Annotated in this window: 17 protein-coding genes; 11 read left to right on the top strand and 6 right to left on the bottom strand. The window is 35.9% G+C overall.

Going from position 1 to position 19789, the window contains the following annotated elements; all coding sequences use genetic code 11:
• Positions 1–37: 37 nt before the first annotated feature.
• On the bottom strand, positions 38–373 hold the full coding sequence (locus C8D70_RS12575) for a HopJ type III effector protein (RefSeq protein ID WP_110367540.1): 336 nt from the start codon (positions 371–373) through the stop codon (positions 38–40).
• A 739-nt stretch (positions 374–1112) separates the two neighbouring features.
• Here C8D70_RS12575 and C8D70_RS21325 point away from each other — a divergent pair.
• The 3 genes from C8D70_RS21325 (at position 1113) to C8D70_RS12560 (ending at position 5285) form a co-directional block, all read left to right on the top strand.
• The gene (locus tag C8D70_RS21325; protein WP_410493711.1) at positions 1113–1913 is read left to right on the top strand and encodes an RtcB family protein; all 801 of its coding nucleotides are present in this window, start codon (positions 1113–1115) and stop codon (positions 1911–1913) included.
• A gap of 266 nt (positions 1914–2179) precedes the next feature.
• Positions 2180–3934, top strand: coding sequence for a hypothetical protein (locus C8D70_RS12565; protein WP_110367539.1), 1755 nt, complete (start codon positions 2180–2182; stop codon positions 3932–3934).
• A gap of 145 nt (positions 3935–4079) precedes the next feature.
• On the top strand, positions 4080–5285 hold the full coding sequence (locus tag C8D70_RS12560; protein ID WP_076595768.1) for a hypothetical protein: 1206 nt from the start codon (positions 4080–4082) through the stop codon (positions 5283–5285).
• Between the two features lie 152 nt (positions 5286–5437).
• Here the strand turns inward: C8D70_RS12560 and C8D70_RS12555 are convergent, their stop codons facing one another.
• Genes C8D70_RS12555 through cobT form a run of 3 tightly spaced genes read right to left on the bottom strand, consistent with a single transcriptional unit; the run spans position 5438 to position 7764 of the window.
• A complete protein-coding gene (locus C8D70_RS12555) occupies positions 5438–5992 on the bottom strand; it encodes a histidine phosphatase family protein (protein ID WP_110367538.1) in 555 nt (184 codons plus the stop codon).
• Positions 5977–6759, bottom strand: coding sequence for an adenosylcobinamide-GDP ribazoletransferase (locus tag C8D70_RS12550; protein WP_110367537.1), 783 nt, complete (start codon positions 6757–6759; stop codon positions 5977–5979). Before C8D70_RS12550 ends, C8D70_RS12555 begins: the two co-directional genes overlap by 16 nt.
• On the bottom strand, positions 6760–7764 hold the full coding sequence (gene cobT / locus C8D70_RS12545) for a nicotinate-nucleotide--dimethylbenzimidazole phosphoribosyltransferase (protein WP_110367536.1): 1005 nt from the start codon (positions 7762–7764) through the stop codon (positions 6760–6762).
• A gap of 269 nt (positions 7765–8033) precedes the next feature.
• Here cobT and C8D70_RS12540 point away from each other — a divergent pair, with 269 nt between their 5' ends.
• The 4 genes from C8D70_RS12540 to C8D70_RS12525 are packed head-to-tail and all read left to right on the top strand — an operon-like array spanning position 8034 to position 13020.
• On the top strand, positions 8034–8783 hold the full coding sequence (locus C8D70_RS12540) for a DNA polymerase beta superfamily protein (RefSeq protein ID WP_110367535.1): 750 nt from the start codon (positions 8034–8036) through the stop codon (positions 8781–8783).
• 36 nt (positions 8784–8819) lie between these two features.
• Positions 8820–9236, top strand: a complete 417-nt coding sequence (locus C8D70_RS12535) for a hypothetical protein (protein ID WP_146212885.1) — start codon at positions 8820–8822, stop codon at positions 9234–9236.
• 10 nt (positions 9237–9246) lie between these two features.
• The gene (locus C8D70_RS12530) at positions 9247–11925 is read left to right on the top strand and encodes a ParA family protein (RefSeq protein ID WP_110367533.1); all 2679 of its coding nucleotides are present in this window, start codon (positions 9247–9249) and stop codon (positions 11923–11925) included.
• A gap of 3 nt (positions 11926–11928) precedes the next feature.
• Positions 11929–13020: a DNA polymerase beta superfamily protein gene (locus C8D70_RS12525; RefSeq protein WP_110367532.1), complete on the top strand. Its 1092-nt coding sequence runs from the start codon at positions 11929–11931 to the stop codon at positions 13018–13020.
• 93 nt (positions 13021–13113) lie between these two features.
• Here the strand turns inward: C8D70_RS12525 and C8D70_RS12520 are convergent, their stop codons facing one another.
• Positions 13114–15387, bottom strand: a complete 2274-nt coding sequence (locus tag C8D70_RS12520) for a polyribonucleotide nucleotidyltransferase (RefSeq protein WP_110367531.1) — start codon at positions 15385–15387, stop codon at positions 13114–13116.
• Positions 15388–15825: 438 nt separating this feature from the next.
• On the opposite strand from C8D70_RS12520, the gene C8D70_RS12515 reads away from it, so the two are divergent.
• Together C8D70_RS12515 and C8D70_RS12510 are read left to right on the top strand one after the other, a co-directional pair.
• Positions 15826–17247, top strand: coding sequence for a sugar MFS transporter (locus C8D70_RS12515; protein WP_110367530.1), 1422 nt, complete (start codon positions 15826–15828; stop codon positions 17245–17247).
• Positions 17248–17378: 131 nt separating this feature from the next.
• Positions 17379–17738: a DUF4260 domain-containing protein gene (locus C8D70_RS12510; RefSeq protein WP_110367529.1), complete on the top strand. Its 360-nt coding sequence runs from the start codon at positions 17379–17381 to the stop codon at positions 17736–17738.
• Between the two features lie 283 nt (positions 17739–18021).
• Here C8D70_RS12510 and rpsO read toward each other — a convergent pair whose 3' ends face one another.
• Entirely contained in the window at positions 18022–18291 is a 270-nt protein-coding gene (gene rpsO, locus C8D70_RS12505) for a 30S ribosomal protein S15 (protein WP_034692246.1), read from the bottom strand.
• 173 nt (positions 18292–18464) lie between these two features.
• Here rpsO and C8D70_RS12500 point away from each other — a divergent pair, with 173 nt between their 5' ends.
• Both C8D70_RS12500 and C8D70_RS20825 read left to right on the top strand, forming a co-directional pair.
• On the top strand, positions 18465–19013 hold the full coding sequence (locus C8D70_RS12500; RefSeq protein ID WP_110367528.1) for a pyruvate decarboxylase: 549 nt from the start codon (positions 18465–18467) through the stop codon (positions 19011–19013).
• A gap of 327 nt (positions 19014–19340) precedes the next feature.
• Positions 19341–19487, top strand: a complete 147-nt coding sequence (locus C8D70_RS20825) for a bacteriocin-like protein (RefSeq protein WP_168801953.1) — start codon at positions 19341–19343, stop codon at positions 19485–19487.
• Positions 19488–19789: the final 302 nt, after the last annotated feature.

Genomic DNA, 19789 nt, shown 5'->3' with positions numbered 1-19789 from the left:
AATAAGAATTGCTTTTCTTTCTGCTCTTTTCCTACAATTATTTTTCTTTTAATGCATTGTCATCAAAAGTAATTCCTTCCCAGCCGAATTTCATAAAGTTCCGGATATTCTGATGATCATTTCCTTCAGGTTTTTTCAAAACATCTTCTCTGTAAAACTCACCAAACAGCCAAAGTGTTTCGTCTTTCGTCAGATCCTTAATGCTTGCAAAGCTGAAAACTTTGCATGAACCGTTGTTCTGCCCGGCCTGGTTGGTGGTATCACCGTTTTGAAATGCGGTAGGAGTAAATTCATAATGTTCATCAATATGAGCGATCACATCGTTAAACTGGATGGTTTCCGGGAAATGTTTTAATTGTTCTAATAATACCATGGGCCTTGTTTTTTTAATTATATACTCTTTTACGAATCTGCCAAAGGGCTTTTTTTCACTTTTTTAATAAATCTTTGTAAAAATAATTAAAATTTCTTTACCTACGCAAAACTATTGCGCAATAATGATATTACTTTGCATCATCAAAATGAACAAAATGGAATTTAATGGAAATCATTTAATCGAATTAGGATATAGACCGGCAAAATGGTTTAAAGATGCCATCAGCTATATCAATGAGAATAATCTGGATGAGCATCAGACCGCAGAATATCTGCTACAGTTCAAACAACCTGATATTATTCCGCTTCATGAAACGGCTAAAGATTTTATGATCAACATCCGTGCAGAACATGAAAGTGAAAATGATAATGTGGACAAGGTAATCAAAACTATGAATGTTCTGATGAAAACCCCTACTCTGGTTGGCGGAGCTTTAATGCCTGATGCCTGCCCTACAGGCCCTGAAGGCCAGATTCCGGTAGGAGGTGTGGTTGTCGCTCAAAATGCCATTCACCCGGGATTTCACAGCGCCGATATCTGTTGCTCAGTAATGCTGACAGATTTCGGAAAGACCAATCCTAAAGATGTTCTGGATGCTGCGCATTCTATCACCCACTTCGGATATGGAGGAAGACCAAGAGGTGAACAGATGCCGATGTCTCAGGAACTAATGGATGCTTTCAGAGAAAATGAATTCTTAAATGATGAAAAACTGATCAGCATTGCCCGTTCTCATATGGGAACCCAGGGAGACGGAAACCATTTCCTTTTCGTTGGAATTTCCAAAAATACAGGAAACACGATGATGGTAACGCATCACGGATCAAGAGCACCGGGAGCTGCCTTATATGATAAAGGAATGAAGGTTGCCAACCGTTTCAGACAGGAAATCTCCCCTGAAACATTGAGAGAAAACGCCTGGATTCCTTATGATACCGAAGAAGGGAAATCTTATTGGGAAGCACTGCAATTGATTAGACAATGGACCAAAGAAAACCATACTTCTCTTCATGACGCCGTACTGAACAAACTGGAAATGGAGAACGAAAACAGATATTGGAACGAACATAACTTCGTTTTCAAAGACGGAGACCTGTTCTATCATGCGAAAGGAGCTACTCCGCTGGATGATAAATTCATGCCTGATATCACAGGACCAAGACTGATTCCTTTAAATATGGCAGAACCGGTACTGATTGTTCAGGGAAAAACGAATGAAAGAAACTTAGGTTTTGCACCGCATGGAGCAGGAAGAAATTTCAGCAGAAGCCAGCATAAAAGATCTTTGGCTCATAAAACAACCGAAGAAATCTTCAATGAGGAAACGGCAGGATTGGATATCCGTTTCTACTCCAATGAGGTTGATATTTCTGAACTTCCAAGCGCTTATAAAAGTGCTAAGAATGTAAGAGCACAGATAGAAGAATACGGACTTTGTGAAGTTCTGGATGAAGTGATGCCCTACGGATGTATCATGGCCGGAGACGTTCAGAAGAATGCTCCATGGAAGAAAAAGAAGAAATTCAGAAAAGCATAATTTTTAATAGAATGGTCAAACCTTACGGGTTTTAGAAACCCGTAAGGTTTAAATAAAAACAATAGCTAAATTTTAAAATTAAGGCAAAGAAAGTTCCTATATTTCCAGATTTACTTTCCGCCTTTTTACAAATTATAAGGCAAACGGAGTTCCTATATTTTTTGGAAAAATACTCCCCGCTTTTTATAGACTATAGGTAAAAGGAGTTCCTATACCCTTCACTTTTAATGAATCTACTCCTCACTTATTTTTTTAAAATTAAAACAATGAAAACACTACAATTATTCAATGCTGTACTGGCCAGGAAGTCCGATGAAAAGCCATTTATTTCTGATGAGGGTTTCATCATTGAACCGGATGCTTTATGGGCAAAAAATGAGATCATCTCTTTTTATGCAAAGGAAAAACTGAATGGCAATGATTTGAATAAAACTTTTCATAAATCCTGGGAGAAAATAAAGAATACTTCCAGAATTGATTTATTTTTTGAACAGATCAGACATTATATTTCAACCTATGGAAGTAATTTCCAAAGTGAAATTTATATTCCTGATGAAATACTGAATGTTCCTGGTACAAAGTTGATTTTTAAAGTTATCAAGGCTTATTCTGTGGAAGAAATGCAGGAAAAATGTCTTGCCCTTTTAAGATCAGGCATCGCTTTAAAAGAAGAAACCATTGACGACTTGCTTTCTATTTTACATACGGAACTGGAATACGATTTTACAGGAAAAGAGAACATCAGAAATAAAGAAGCGGTTATAAAAATAGCGGATCTCTATGATGTTTATCCTGAAAATCCCGTTGAGTTTTTCCGTTATGTTATTTATAAAACAACGAACACTACACTTTTAATCAAAAATGATGATTTGATTAATTTAATTAAGCAAAGTAATTTCAATCCGACATACCTGTTTGAAAGCTTTGGAATGGAAAAAATGGCAGAAATTTTCAACAGATTCAAACCATTATTCCTGGCGTATAAAAACAGAGCACCAAAAGCGATCAACAAAATATCCAAGCTGTCTAAAGTACACCATAAACCATTGGTTTCAAACCCGTTGAATGATGCTACCAATACATTACTGGAAAACAGTGATTGGCACTGGCTGGAAAACGCGACACCATTTGCCCTATTCAAGGCATTATCAGCATGTTATTCAAGAATGTATGGTCAGGATACTTTTGTTTACAGAGTTCGAAACGGAAAATCATGGACTAAAAAAGGGAAAGAAACTTACGTGAATCAGTTCAATTATGATTTCATTCTGGACTTTTTGAAACTGAAATATGAAAACCTTTCCGGAAAGAAATTCTACTTCCCAGAGAATGTAGAATTTGCATTGCCAACTTCTGAAAAAATGTTTGTTGGAAATATTCCTGCCGGAACGCGTTTTTATGGTGATAGACTTGCGGTAGGTATTTATTGGGAAGACAAATGGGGTGCGAATGACCTTGATCTTTCAGGATTGAATATCGCCGGAAAAATAGGTTGGAATGCAGCTTATAATCATGGTGACGGACAATTGATGTATTCCGGAGATATGACTTCTGCTCCCAACGGTGCTGTTGAATATCTTTACGCCAATAAAGGACATTGTGCGCCAACGCTTGTCATGAATAATGTTTTCAGCGGGGACGCGAATTGTGGATATAAAATTGTGATCGGAAAAGGAGATGATATTTCCTACGATTATATGATGAATCCTAACCATCTTTTTGCTGAAGCCAGGTGTAATTCTGTTCAAAAGCAAATGATTCTGGGAATGCTGTTGACAAAAAATGAAAAACAATGTTTCATACTGTTGAATTTCGGAGCCGGACATTCTCATGTTTCAGGAAACAGCCAGGTTTCCATGATGGCAACACGTGCATTGTATCAGCAATGGTATGAAGCGATGTCTTTCAATGAGCTTATCAAAGAGCTTGGAGGTAAGATTACCTCAGAAAAAACAGATGCTGATTTTGATTTATCGCTGGAAAGCCTGGAAAAAGATAGTTTTATCAGAATTTTTAAATAAATTCCATGACGTCATCTGATTATTATATTGGGTGGCGTTTTTGGTTTGTATCTATTGCAACAGTCTCAACGACAGGCAATTTTTTTTTAAAGTGATCATCTTTTTCTATATATTTGCCAACCTAATTAAAACTAATAACATAATCATGAAGAAATTATTATTTCTATTCTTATCCCTTACCCTGGTATCATGTGGTTCAGACGGCGGCAGAGATGATGAAAACGGTACAACCAACAATGTCAATGCTTCTCCAAAAGTGGTAACCGGTAAACCTGCTTTCAGCAATGCACAGTTCAAATTTGCAGGAACAGTAACCTCTTCCGGATCCGGGTATTCAAGACGTGGATTCTGCTGGGCAAAGAATATTAATCCTACTATCAGCAATTCCAAAATGATTGAAGAGTATACTAATACTACAGGAGATTATCAGCTTATGGCAACTTACAGTACTGATTTTGAAAAATCAACTACTTATTATGTAAGAGCATATGTTGCAGCTAATAATGGTGATATTATTTATGGAGATAACGTAACATTCGTTACGCCTGCAAAGATGGATATTGCATTCAAAATGGCTAAAGCAATATATACTACTTCAGCCACTTTAAGCACGGACGATATTACGGTCAATTATCTTGAAGCGTTCTCTCCTGATGAAAAAGGATTCTGCTACAGAACGAGTGCCGGAGTGAATATCTCAAACGGTCAAATCATCAAAATATCAAATCCTAATAATTATTCAGCGTACGAGCTGGAAGCTACGGCATTACTTCCGAACACTACATATTATGTAAGATCTTATGTAAAAGAAGGTGCACAGGTATATTATTCGGACGAAAAAACATTTAAAACAGCAGGTGCCATTGGTGCTTCAGGAGGATATGTTTTTTATGATAAGGGAGAGTTTACGGACGGCTGGAGATATCTGGAAGCTGCTCCTGCCAACCTTACTTATAATGGTTCTGATAAGATCAAATGGGGATGTACATTTAATATCATAAACCAGACTCAGGCTGTAATGGGATCAGGACCTGCTAATACCACAAGAATTATTTCCCAATGTTCGGATGCCAACTGCGCGGCCAGACTATGTGCCAATTATACTGTAAATGGCGTTGGTAGCTGGTTTTTACCTTCTGAAGAAGAATTAATGGCATTCTATAAAAGTGCCAAGAATGTTTACAATATTGCATCCAACCCATGGAATGATGTATCTCAAAAGTATTATTGGAGTTCTACCGAAATACCGGGTGGTAACTCAGCAAGAATTCTGGACGGATATGCTGGTTATATGTGGGAATACAACAAAGATTACAACATGGTAAGGGTAAGACCTTTCAGAAGATTCTAAAATATGAGTTAGTCTCACAAATAAATGATGTGGTTGAGAATCTCCTGTATGAAACCCTTTCTCTGAAAGGAAGTCGAGAAAAATCATAAAAAAAGTCCGTTTTCACTAGTTGTGAGACGGACTCTTTATTGTAATGAGAATATAAAATGATTTTAAACATTCACCTTTTTAACAGAAAATAGTCCGTCATTCCAATTAATAATCACTTTTCTCCCGTAATCAATCTGAATACTGAACATATTCTCTAACGGAAACTGAAGCACAGCCTGAAGGATCAGACGAATAACTCCGGCATGAGTAATGAGGAGCACTTTCTCCCTGTTTTTTTTCCGAATCAATTCATTCCAGAATTTGAGGACCCGGTTTTGCATTTCGAGAAGATTTTCTCCTCCGGAAGCGTTTACACGGATAAAATCCTTGTACCAGGGATTGATTTCCTCTTCAGGAATATCTGTCCATTTCTTCAGTTCCCAGTTTCCAAAATTCATTTCACGAAGCCTTTCATCTGTTTGATAATCGAATTTAAAATAATCAGCTAAAAGACTGCATCGCTCAGAAGGACTTGAAATAATTACATCATAATGATCATCAATATCCACCGATTTAAAATCATGGATACACTCTTTACGTAAAGGCATTTCAGCAAAACCATAACATCGGTTTTCCGGATTTTCTATAGCTGTATGCCGGATTACATGAATTTCCATACAATGATTGTTCCTAAATAAAATAAAACTTCACAAACCTGCTGTACTGAACCCAGACAGTCGCCGGTATAACCTCCGATATGCCTTTTAAAATACCAGCCCATATATATTTTTCCTAAATAAGCCAGAGCAAAAGCAAAAATCAAACGCCAGTCCGGAATTAGGTAAAAAGCAATTAAAACACTGATGAACCCTACCAGCAAAGCCATCTTATCCAAAGGTTTATTGGCTAAAGGTTTTGACTTGCTGACATCAATATCAGTGACATATTGATGGGTATAAATCATCGTTCCCGATATAAATCTGCTTGTGGTATGAGCTAAAATAACAATCAGTAAAACGCCTATTGGATCACTCATTCCCAAAGCCTGAATACTGTAAAATTTTAAAGCAAAAAGCAGAATAATCCCTATTGTACCATACGCTCCTACCCGGCTGTCTTTCATAATCGTCAGAATTTTTTCTTTTCCATATCCTCCCCCGAAGCTGTCGCACATATCCGTAAAGCCGTCTTCATGAAACGCTCCTGTCAACAGAACACTTGAAATCATCATGACAACAATTCCTATTTCAAGATTAAAAAGCAACGTGGAAAGATAAAGAATCACAGCATTGAACAATCCAACCAATAATCCCACCCAGGCAAAATATTTCTGAGATTTATTCATGATTTCACCCGAATACGGAATGGTAAACGGAACCGGAATTCTTGTGAAAAACATGAGGGCGGTTGCAAAATAGATCAGTTCGTTTTTTATAGCTTTCATTTAGTTTTTATTTGATACATCTGCATCTTCAAAGCTGGACATTTCATTCAGGAAATTAACCGCACTCTGAATAATCGGATAGGCCAATGCACAACCTGTTCCTTCTCCCAGGCGCAGATTCAGATTGAGGACAGCCTGCTCTCTCATCAGTCCCAGCAGCTGAGGATGGGCATTTTCATTGCTTACATGGCAGAAGATACAGCTATTCAAAACTTCGGGGTTCTTTTTCCATACGGTGGCTACAGCGACAGTGGCGATAAAACCGTCTACCATAATCAGCATATTGTGATGGTACGCTTCTTCTATTGCACCAATCATTTGGGCAATTTCTAACCCTCCAAAAGTTTGGGCTATCTCATCCTCAGTCATTTCAGCCGGATATTTTTCAATAGCTTCTTTCAAGATACTGATCTTATTGTCCAGCTGATGATCATTCAGTCCCGTTCCGCGTCCTATACAATTGGTGATAGGAATATCAAACAGCTTGCTCATCATTAAAGAAGAAGCAGAAGTATTCCCGATTCCCATTTCTCCAAAACCAATGATATTGCAGCCTTTTTTAGCAATATCAGCAACCACAGACTTTCCATTTTTAAGAGCCTGATGATATTCTTCTAATGTCATGGCAGGTTCTTCAAGGATGTTACGGCTGGATTTTCTTACTTTCTTGTCTACCAGATTCAGCCCTTCCGGAAAATCGAAATTGACTCCGGCATCTACAATTTTTATGCTGATACCATTCTGCCTGCAAAAAACATTGATGGCAGCACCTCCGCCAAGGAAATTCATGACCATCTGATAGGTGACTTCCTGTGGATAAGCACTTAACCCCGCTTTGGCAATCCCATGGTCGGCTGCAAAAACTACCATATGGGGATTCAATAACTGTGGTGAAGTAGTTTTCTGAACCATTCCGATTTTATGGGCAAGATGTTCAAGATGTCCTAATGCGCCTAACGGTTTTGTTTTAAAATCAATTTTATGCTTTAATTCTGATGATAACATGGATGTTTATGGTGATGTTAAATGGAAAAGTGCAATATTAGTGAAATAGAGAGGATTTTGTATGATTTGTCTGGAGTTTTTATAAGCGGGAAGCCAGAAGCTGGGAGCTGGAAGTTAAATATCCCACAATTTCAAACTCTCTGATCTTATAACTCTCAAACACTCTCACTCTCCTACTCTCAAACCCAAAACCCGGACCTCGCAACAAAAAAAACAACGTAAGAACATTGCGCACTTCACTCTTTACTTTGCATCATCAATCAATACCAATGACACCAAAAATACTTGAAAAAATAAGAGAAGTGGAAGCTGCAAAGGGCGTAGAAGTCCTTCTGGCCGTAGAATCAGGGAGCAGAGCATGGGGTTTTGCATCTCCTGACAGTGATTATGATATACGTTTTATCTACCGTCACGACAAAGACTGGTATCTTTCTCCGTGGGATAAAGATGAAACGATAGAATTTATGACAGAAGATGATCTGGACGGTTCCGGCTGGGATCTGAGAAAGACCTTTCATCTCTTGTTAAAGTCGAATGCAGCTTTGCTGAGCTGGTTTTATTCTCCTATCGTTTATAAAGCGGATGAAAAGTTTGTAGAACTGTTCAAACCTTTGGCAGATGCCTGTTTTTCTCCGGTTGCGGTTTCTTACCATTATCTGAGCATGAGCAGGAAATATCTGGAAGCCTGCAGAAGTGATGAAGTAAAATTAAAAAGTTATTTTTATTGCTTACGAACAACATTAACAGGAAAGTGGATCATAGAGAAAGGAACGGTTCCTCCTATACTTTTCAGTGATTTGCTTGTTTTGACGGATGATAACACCAGACGAAAAATAGAAGATCTTGTTGCTCTAAAAGCAACCAAAGGAGAATCTTACTACCACCCGAATGATTGGGAACTGTTTGATTTTCTGGAGAAAACAATCGCGGAAAATGAAGAAAAATCGAAAAGTCTGTCAGGAGGAAAAGCAGATAAAGGTGAGATGGAGAGGGTTTTTAGGGAGATATTGGGAAATTAAAGAAAACAATTGTATTTTTATAAAAAAAACAATAGCTTGGATAATTTCTCAGAAACTTTAAAGAGGATGCATAAGTCATCAAAAACACTTCATAACAATCTAGATTTTCATAATTCTTGCTATCTAGCCGGTTATGTAATTGAATGTTACGCTAAAATAATTTTAGGTATGCACCATAATACATCAGGTTCTACTTATGGACATAATATTGCTAACATGCAGAGAGAGATTTCATATATTATAGCACATTCAAGTTTATCTCCATATATGGTTGATATGAATATCAATTTTCCAAAAATAATCACTGGGAGTAGAAAGTGGCATCCAATAAAACGATATATAGAATCTACGAGCCAATGGGTTGAAGCAAATTCGATTGACTATCAAAAAGAAATTGATATTGCTATGAAAAAAATTACAAAAATGGAAATTGACGGTTATACACTAATTTAAATTATAATTAATGGAAAGCTTTAATGAAACTAAAAATGAAATAATAAATTTTTCAAAAACTTTGGGAAGTTTTGAAATATGTTTTATTGTTCGTAATATTTATTCCCGTTTTGCCATATTTATAGTTGCTGAAAAAGAATTTGAAATAATAATTCCTGAAAATATTATTACAAAGGTTGATGCAATTAGATTCATAGATAAAATACAAGATAATTTTATCTATGAAGATTTACAAAATTCAAGTAATTTAGAGGATAGTAGTAAAAATATCTATTTTTCTGATAGGCATATTGAAAATACCAATTGGTTTATAAAAGATTCATTTAAACTAAATAGTCCTGTAATATCTTTTTATTCTTTTAAAGGAGGTGTTGGAAGAACAACATCTACAGTTTTAACTGCCTTATTGTTAGCTAGGCAAGGTAAAAAGGTTATGATAGTTGATTTTGATTTAGAAGCACCTGGATTATCATCTATTTTTGCAAATCAAAATAACGAATCATATTCATTACTATCTGTTAAAGGATTTGTAGACTTTATGATTGATTACGAGTTCAATAATAGAAATTTTGAGAAAATAAATCTAGATGATTATTATTTCAGAAAAAATGAGCAAGCACTTGTAGGAACTCAAGGAGGAGAGATTTTTATTGTTCCAGCAATAGCAACAGATAATGAAAGTGCAAATTCATATATAAGCAAACTATCCAAAACAAATATCCGTTTTGGAGATTCAAATCAATATATACCTGACTTATTTTTAAAAAAGATGGAAGAAAAACTGAGTCCGGATTATATATTAATTGATACAAGAACAGGAATAAATGATGTTGGTGGATTAGTATTTAATCGTTATGCTCAAAGTATTTTTCTTTTATTTTATGGCAATCAACAAAATATGTTTGGCCTTGAAAGTCTATTACCTGAATTAGTAAAACTAAAGAAAAAAGATATTAAATTTTATTTAATTAACTCTCCAGTACCCTTAGATGAAAATGTTGCTAAAGAAGAAAGGGGTTATTATATTGAAAAAAGTTATGAAATATTTACAAATTATTATTATGATGACAATATTCCTTCTCAATTTGATGAAACTGCTGAGCATTATCCTATAGACATATTTTATAACCCTCAAGCATTGATACTTAACAGTAATGATAAGCTTTCTTCACTTTTGGAAAGTCCAAATAACCCTTATCAGCAAATTGCAGATATAATAATTAACTCAGATTTAAACCAAAATTTAGAAATTATAAATGATAACGTTACTAACAAAAATGTTTTAGAATGTATTACAAATATATCAACTGGAACTTCTGAAAATGAATTTAAAGAAGAAAAGGATTTAAAACAACTTTTTTATCCTAGAAAAGATTATAAATATATTTTTGAAAAAGATAAGTTTTTAATTCTAGGAGAGAAAGGTGTGGGTAAAACAGCTCTATTTTCTGTATTGTCTCATAAAAACTATGCAAATGAACTTGCAATCTATTGTGGCGTTAATTCCACTGAAATACTTAATACAGAATGGATCATCGGCTTTGAAAAAGGTAATGCAAATTTTCCTGATAAAACTAACTTTGAATCTTTAAATGATTTTGATTCTATTTTATTTAGAAATTATTGGATATTATTATTAATTAGAGAATTAAACCCAAGTGTACTCCCTGAATCAACATTATGTAATAGGATAAAAGAAGCCAAAATTATTAATCTTAAGGATATAGTAAAAGAACCTAATATTGGTGAATTATTAATAGATATATTAGATGATGTAAACAGAAATTTAATTCAATCTAAAAAAACATATATTATTGTTTATGATTATTTGGATGCAGGTTTACCTGATGTAAATGATTTAAGAGGAAGATTAGTTAGCTCATTGGTAAGTTTTTATTATGACTATATAAACAGATTTAGCAATATAAAATCTAAAATATTTTTAAGAAGTGATATTTTTGATAGAGAAGTTTCTGGCCTTACTGATAAAGTAAAAATATCAAATTACTCCCAAAAAATAGAATGGCAATATGATCAATTATTAAATGTTGTATGGAAAAGAATCTATGAACAAAATAAACATTCTGATCTATTTACAGATTTTCAAATTGAGCAGAACGAAATATTAGGAAGTATTCCAAATCTAACTACAGAAACTGAACACAAGAAGATATTAGATAAAATATTTGGTAAAAACATGGGGGGTAATAACAAAGCGTATCCTTATAATTGGGTTAGAATACATATAGAAGATACTAATAATAAAATACATCCTCGAACATTGATAAAATTATTTGTTGAGAGTGCTAAACTCGAGCAAGATGAAAAAGATCATCCAAAAGATAGGATAATTCGTTCAAAAAATATTGAAAAAGCTTTAGAAAAATTTGTATCTGCATCACAAGTTGATGAATTAAAAGAAGAATACCCTGAATTAGAAAATGTTTTTTCTAATTTATATAGTAATGTACCAAACGGCAGGGCACCAATAAATGATAAAGATTTAGAAGATGCTCTGGAAAAACTGAAAGAAGAACCGTTAAAAATTATAGAAAAACTAAAAACAATCGGAGTATTAAAAGATTATAAAGCTTATAAAAAAACAAAACAAACAAATGAGGAAAAGAAGTACCATATTCCTGATTTGTATTTATATGGTATGAAATTTACCAGAAAAGGAACAAGATAAGGAATGACCATCCAAGACCTAAAAAACAAAAACCTCCTCCTCTTCGAAGCCATTTCCGGAAGCCGGGCTTTTGGGCTGGCAACGGAAAATTCTGATACGGATATCCGCGGGGTGTATTATCTGCCGAAGGAAGATTTCTTTGGACTGAACTATATTCCACAGATTTCCAATGAGACGAATGACCTTACGTACTATGAAATCGGGAGGTTTGTAGAACTGCTGCAGAAAAATAATCCTAATATTCTGGAAATTCTGGCAAGTCCGGAAGATTGTATTCAATATAAACATCCACTGATGGATCTTTTGAAAACGGAGGATTTCCTGTCAAAACTATGCAAAGACACCTTTGCAGGATATGCTGTTTCGCAGATTAAAAAAGCAAAAGGTCTCAACAAAAAGATTTTAAATCCTATTGATAAAGAAAGAAAATCAATCCTGGATTTCTGTTTTATCCTTGATGGACAAGGTTCTGTACCATTGAAAAAATGGCTGCATGAATTCCCTTCCTCTGGAGAACGGGGTGGTTTATCACAGGAAAAATGTGGATTGGTAAATATTGACCATACAAAAGGAATGTATTCGTTATTTTATGATGAATCTGGAACGTTGGGCTATAAAGGAATCATTCAAAATGAACAAGCGAACCAGGTTTCCGTATCATCCATTCCTAAAGATGAAAAACCTGTTGCTTATCTGTTTTGCAACCTTGATGCCTACTCTGTGTACTGCAAAAATTACAGGGAATATTGGAAATGGGTAGCTGAGCGCAATGAAGACCGTTACAATGTCAATCAGAACCATGGACAGAATTACGACAGCAAGAATATGATGCACACCATCCGTTTATTACAGTCCTGTGAACAGATTTTTAAAACCAACTCTTTGAATATCCGTGTTGATAACCGTGATGAACTGTTAGACATCAAAGCGGGAAACCAGTCTTACGAAAGCGTCATGCAAAAGGCAGAAAACCTGATACAGTCTATAGAAAATCATTATTCCATTTCCAGGCTACCCAACGCTCCGGATCTGGAAAAAACAACAAAAGCCTTAATTCAGATAAGGAAAAAACTGTATCATAATAATGAGTTATGAGTGGCAGGATTGATGAATTTCAACACTTCCACTGTCAAAAAAAGCAAAAATCCCTCAAATTGAGGGATTTTTTATGTTTAAGAATGAATCTTATTAAGCTTCGTTGGAAGGCGTTTGGTTTTCCACTGGCTTTTCGCTTTGCGGCTTTTCACCTTGTGGCTTCTGCCCTTCAGGTCTTCTCTGTCCCTCTGGTCTGCCCTGTCCTTCCGGTCTTCTCTGCCCTTCAGGTCTGCCTTGTCCTTCAGGTCTTGGAGGTCTTGGTAAAAGAACTTTACGGGAAAGTTTCATTTTCTTACGGTCGTCGTAACCCATGAACTTCACTTCCACTTCATCACCTTCTGCATAAGGAACTTTGTCTAAACGAGCCCATTCAATTTCAGAAATGTGAAGAAGTCCTTCTGTTCCTTTAGCAATGGCTACAAATGCACCAAAGTCCATTACTTTCACTACTTTACCTTTATAAATTTCTCCTACAACAGGTACAAAAGTAATTTCATTGATCTTGGCAATGGCAGCGTTGATTTTTTCTCTGTCTGTACCAGAAATTTCGATACGTCCGATTTCCCCTACTTCTTCAATAGCAATCACTGTATCCGTATCTTTCTGCATCTGCTGAATGATTTTTCCACCAGGTCCGATTACAGCACCGATGAAGTCTTTTGGAATCTCCATTACCACCATTTTCGGAGCGTGAGGCTTCACGTCTGCTCTTGGCTGAGAAATAGTTTCCGTGATTTTGTTCAGGATGTGTAATCTTCCGTCTTTAGCCTGCATCAAAGCTTTCTCCATGATATCCATAGAAAGTCCCTGGATTTTGATATCCATCTGACAAGCGGTGATACCGTCTGCAGTACCTGTTACTTTGAAGTCCATATCTCCCAGGTGATCTTCATCTCCCAATATATCAGAAAGTACGGTAAATTTCCCTGATTTTGTATCAGTGATCAGACCCATTGCAATCCCTGAAACAGGTTTTGTAATCTGAACCCCTGCATCCATCAATGCCAGTGTACCTGCACAAACTGTTGCCATTGAAGAAGAACCGTTAGATTCTAAGATATCGGAAACAATTCTGATTGTATATGGGTTTTCTGCCGGAATTACTGCAGTTAAAGCTCTTTGAGCTAAGTTTCCGTGTCCTACTTCTCTTCTTGAAGTACCTCTTAAAGGTCTTGCTTCACCTGTAGAGAACGGAGGGAAATTATAGTGTAAGAAGAATCTTTCGTCGTGCTGCGTGATTACGCTGTCGATCATGTTGGCATCTTTTACAGAACCCAGAGTTACTGCTGTTAAAGACTGAGTTTCTCCTCTTGTAAAGATCGCAGAACCGTGAGCTCCCGGAAGATAATCAATTTCTGACCAGATTGGACGGATCGTCTGAGGATCACGACCATCAAGACGGATATTGTCTTCAAGGATCATCTGACGCATTGCTTCTTTCTCTACGTCGTGGTAATATACTTTAACGAAAGGTGTTACTCTTGCCAGTTCTTCTTCATTCTCAGCATATTGTGCTAAAAACTCTTCAAGAACAGCTTTGAATTTTTCTCCTCTTTCTTCTTTATTAGATGGAGTTTTTGCTACTTCGTACACTTTGTCGTAACATTCTTTCCATACTTTTTCACGAATTTCTTCATCGTGATCTTCGTGGCTGTATTCTCTTTTAGGGAAAGATTTTCCCACTTTTTCAGCTAATCTCTCCTGAGCTTCAATCTGTTTTCTGATCTCAGCGTGAGCGAAGTTGATGGCTTCAAGCATTTCCTGCTCAGAGATCTCCTTCATTTCTCCTTCTACCATTACGATGGAGTCTTTAGTAGCTCCAACCATAATGTCAATATCTGATTTTAATAAATTTTCATAGCTTGGGTTCACGGCCAATTCTCCGTCAATTCTTACGACTCTTGCTTCAGACATTGGTCCGTTGAAAGGAATATCTGTAATTGCAATAGCTGCAGAAGCTGCTAAACCTGCCAATGCTTCAGGCATTACTTCTTTATCGTAAGAAATCAATGAAATCATTACCTGTACTTCCGCGTGGAAATCTTCAGGGAATAGAGGACGCAATACTCTGTCCACCAATCTCATTGTAAGCACTTCATCATCAGATGGTTTTGCTTCTCTACGGAAGAAATTTCCAGGAATTCTTCCACCTGCATAAAACTTTTCTCTGTAATCTACTGTTAATGGTAAAAAGTCTACACCAGGATTTGCTTCTTTGTTGGCTACAACTGTTGCTAAAAGCATAGTTCCACCACATCTCACCACTACAGATCCGTCTGCCTGCTTAGCCAGCTTTCCCGTTTCAATAGTGATTTCCCTGCCGTCTGCAAGGATAATCGTTTCTGTAAACGCTTGAGGTATACTCATAAATTTGCTTCTTTATACTCCGTATTGAGTATGATTAATATTTAAACTCTTTAAATTTTCGTTTGCAAAGGTACTATATAATAATGATATATTAAATTTTTCGATGCCTTTAATAGGCGTTTAAAATACAAAAAATTGGCTATCAATTGATGAAAGTCTGAAAATTCACATCATTAATCTGAACTTATTCACTATTTATGAAAATAAAAAAGTCTTTTTTTGAGGATAATGTATTGAAAAATGCAGTCGTTTTTGTATTATTGTCTCAAAAAATGAAAATAATACATTGATCTGAAAAAAGCATCTGTTCCATTCTAAAAACTATTAAAAATATTGCAAACCAACAGGCTGATTCCTATATTTGCCCTACTTCACCAATTACAATGCTGTAGGCTAAAAAAGTTAAGGAACTCTCCTTATCCAGATAAATAAATGTTTATGATTAATAAAGAAGTACAATCTCAAAGCAGGAATTATACGGTTCCGTTAATTACCATCACCCTGCTGTTTTTTATGTGGGGATTCATCACCTGTATGAATGACATTCTGATTCCCTATCTGAAGCAGCTGTTCAATCTTACCTTTTTCGAATCCATGCTGGTACAGTTCTGTTTTTTCGGAGCTTACTTTATCGGATCGCTGATTTATTTTATGATTTCCATTACGAAAGGAGACCCCATCAATAAATTAGGCTATAAAAAAGGAATCCTGTTCGGAATTTTTCTGGCAGCATTTGGCTGCGTTCTGTTCTATCCGGCAGCTACATTTTCATATTACCCTCTGTTTCTGGGTGCTTTGTTTATTTTAGGATTGGGCTTTACGGTATTACAAATTACAGCTAATGCCTATGTTTCACTGTTGGGAAGTGAAGAATCTGCATCCAGCAGGCTGAATATGACCCAGGCATTCAATGCCTTCGGAACAACGATTGCCCCGGTACTTGGAGGCCACCTTATTTTTGAATTTTTCTCTTCTCCGGACGGATCATTCAGTGCGGTAGCTACAAGAATTCCCTATCTTATTTTTGCTGGGATCCTCTTACTGGTTGCTTTATTGATTTCCAGAGTAAAGCTTCCTTCCTTTCAGATGGGTGAAGAAGAAGTGGTAAAAGGCTGGGGAGCACTTGAATTCAGTCATCTGAAATTCGGAATATTTGCTATGTTCTGTTATGTAGGCGGAGAAGTTGCCGTAGGAAGTTTTATTATCAGTTTCCTGGAGCAGCCGCAGATTATGGGTTTTAATGAGATCATCAGTAAAAATTACCTTTCCTTATATTGGGGCGGAGCGATGATTGGCCGTTTTCTTGGAGCCATCTCTTTAAATCAATCAATAAGTCAAAGCAAAAAGGCTGTTTATATGCTGGGAGCAGCTGCAGCTGTTTTCCTTGTGATTTTCAGCATTGTCAATCTTACTTTCAGTCAGATCAGCTTTTTCATTGTGTTTATCATACTTAATTTCATTGCTTTTTTCGTGGGTAAAGCAGCTCCGGCAAGAACTTTATCCATCTTTGCAACGATCAATGTTGCGTTGTTAATTTCTGCAATGGTGAATCATGGTGAACTGGCCATGTACAGTATTCTGGGAATCGGAATTTTCAATTCTATCATGTTCTCGAATATTTACACACTGGCTATTTCAGGATTGGGTAAATATACCAGCCAGGGATCTTCTTTGGTGGTAATGGCAATTCTGGGAGGTGCTATTGTTCCGATATTCCAGGGGTATCTTGCAGATCAGTTGGGGGTACAGCATTCATTCATTATCCCTGTATTCTGCTATCTGGTTATTCTGATATTCGGAGCATACTGTACCAGATATCTGGGGCATGTGGAAACTCCAGAATCCAAATCAGGGCATTAAAATTCAAATCAAATTCAAATCAAAATGTATAAGCGGAATATCTCAAAGGTATTCCGCTTTCTTTTTTCCCATCTTACCATGTAACTTTTTATCAGAAAAAAGAACTTATCTTATAAACTGACACCATTATTATGAAAATACAGTTAAAGCTTGAATACGCAGCATTTCTACTATCAGGAATCTATGCTTTTGCCCAAACAGGATACTCCTGGTGGTGGTTTGCAGGGCTATTTCTTGCTCCGGACATTTCCATGCTAGGATACACAATTAATACTAAAGCAGGTGCTTTTTGCTATAATCTCTTCCATCATTTAGGAGTAGCCATTATCGTTTATCTTGCCGGAACAGCTTTGTCTCTTCCCTATTTGCAGGTGATTGGCTCTATTTTGTTTTCTCACTCTGCGTTTGACAGAATTCTGGGTTACGGCTTGAAGTATCCGGATAGTTTTCAGAATACTCATTTGGGAAAGATTGGAAAGAAGGCTGAATAGTGATGTTGTAATCATCTTCAGTATTTTTTTCAAGCTAATACCTACGGAATGACACAATTGGCGTATTCGTCTATCCATACAGTTTATCACTCCGTAGGAATCTACATACTCTTTTATTACCCCATGAGAATCAAAGACTTTAAGAAACTTAAGTGCTCTTCTCCGCCATTTAGTATTTTAAAAAAAACTTTTGTGTCTTTTGTGATTAAAAATCCCTTCTTATGTAGAAGCAAAAAAGCAACCTCTTTCGAAGTTGCTTTTTTATTTTGAAAATCTTTATAGATTATTTTCTTAAACCTAGTTCAGCAATAATTGCTCTATATCTTGCGATATCTTTGTTTTTAAGGTAATCTAATAAACTTTTTCTCTTACCTACCAATTTCACTAGAGATCTCTCTGTGTTGAAATCGTGACGGTTAGCCTTTAGGTGTTGAGATAAGTGATTGATTCTGAAAGTGAAAAGAGCGATTTGTCCTTCAGCACTTCCTGTGTCCTGTGCAGATTTTCCGTGCTTTGCGAAAATTTCCTGCTTTTTGTCTGTTGTTAAGTACATTCCAATATTGTTTAATGATTATTATGTAACGGGTGCAAAATTACGACTATTTTTTGATTCTGCAAACATTATTGATTTCATATATCAAATTTGATAGAAAAAAATGTTAAAAATTTCTTAATAAATTGTATGCAATCCAACGAAAAGGCAGTAATTTTGCATTCGAATTACAAATGAAAAAAATTATATTCTTTACAGCGGTTACTACTTTTTTATTCATCGGATTTACTTCGGTAAAAGCCCAGAAGAATACTGATGATAAAATAAAAAAAGTTCTTTACTTCAATCCCGAGGTAGAACCTGATATCGACGAAATAAAAGACCCTACCAACAATGCTTTCTTTGATGCTGTTACCGATAATTTCAGTAACAGAAGAAATAAAATGCTCCGTGCAGAAGTACAGGTTCCCTTCGACAGCATAGACCAACAGACCATCGTGGATTACTGTCTCAACAATGATGCAGATTTTGCTATTGTTTCTAAAGTGAGATATTTCAAAGTAGGATTTGGCAAGTATGTTTTCTCCAATCAGGTGGTTGTGAGTATGAAACTTTTTGGTGCTGACGGAACACTTGTTACCGAAACCGACCATGATACCTACCGGAAAAATATGCGTCTGCTGGGTTCTACCGTTAATTCCGTCAAAATAGGAACCGAAGGAGCTATAAAAGGAATTATTAAGAAACTGAGAAAGCTGAAACCGACGGAAGCAGAGCTTTAGGGTTTAAAATTCCGGGGTTAAGGCTGAAATATTAAGAATTTTATCGTCAATAGTCAATTTTGCTTTGCTAGTCAATTGTGAATGTTATTTTTTTCTTAATAAGCTGTACGAGAAAAATTCATCATTCATAATTTTTTACGAACTGTTTCCCGTGTCCTGAATTCTAAATATTTTCATGTTAAATAAAGTGCTTATTCATACTTACGGATGGATGCCTTTTATTAAAAAAACACTATAAAAAACTGATTAACAATTAAATATTTTCACAAAACAAGGATTTATTAAATATTTTTTACTACTTTAGACAGACATTAAATCCAAAATCTTATGAAAAATCTAAAGAAACTCAGCAGAGAAGCAACCAAACAAATTAACGGAGGATCCGGACCTTTCAGATGCAGCGAAACAAGACCTTGCTACATAGGCTTCTGCTGCAGAGGAGCATGTATGGAATATGCCTGTATAGAAGACTAGAAAACATTTTATATCTTATTACGATAAATGATGCAAATCTAAAAACCTGAACAGGCTGGAACAGAAAAACATTAAAGGAAGTGGAATAAAAAAGTGTGGTGACCATTCAGATTGCGAACCCTACTAATGCTGTCTGCATATACATTCCCACCTCACAATCCGAACCAATGTAGAGAATATTGGAATTTAAAATTTAATTTTTACACATCCGTTTCGGCGGGTGTTTTTTTTGCCCATATAATGAAGCTATCAACTTTAATTAATCCTTAATTTTGTCAGTTTATTACTCAGTCTTAAAAATT

Origin of the sequence: Chryseobacterium sp. CBTAP 102 (assembly GCF_003201365.1) — a bacterium.
In the GTDB taxonomy this organism is placed as follows: Bacteria; Bacteroidota; Bacteroidia; order Flavobacteriales; family Weeksellaceae; genus Chryseobacterium; species Chryseobacterium candidae.
Note: the sequence above shows the minus strand (reverse complement) of the source record. Positions and strands in the feature narration are given on the sequence as shown.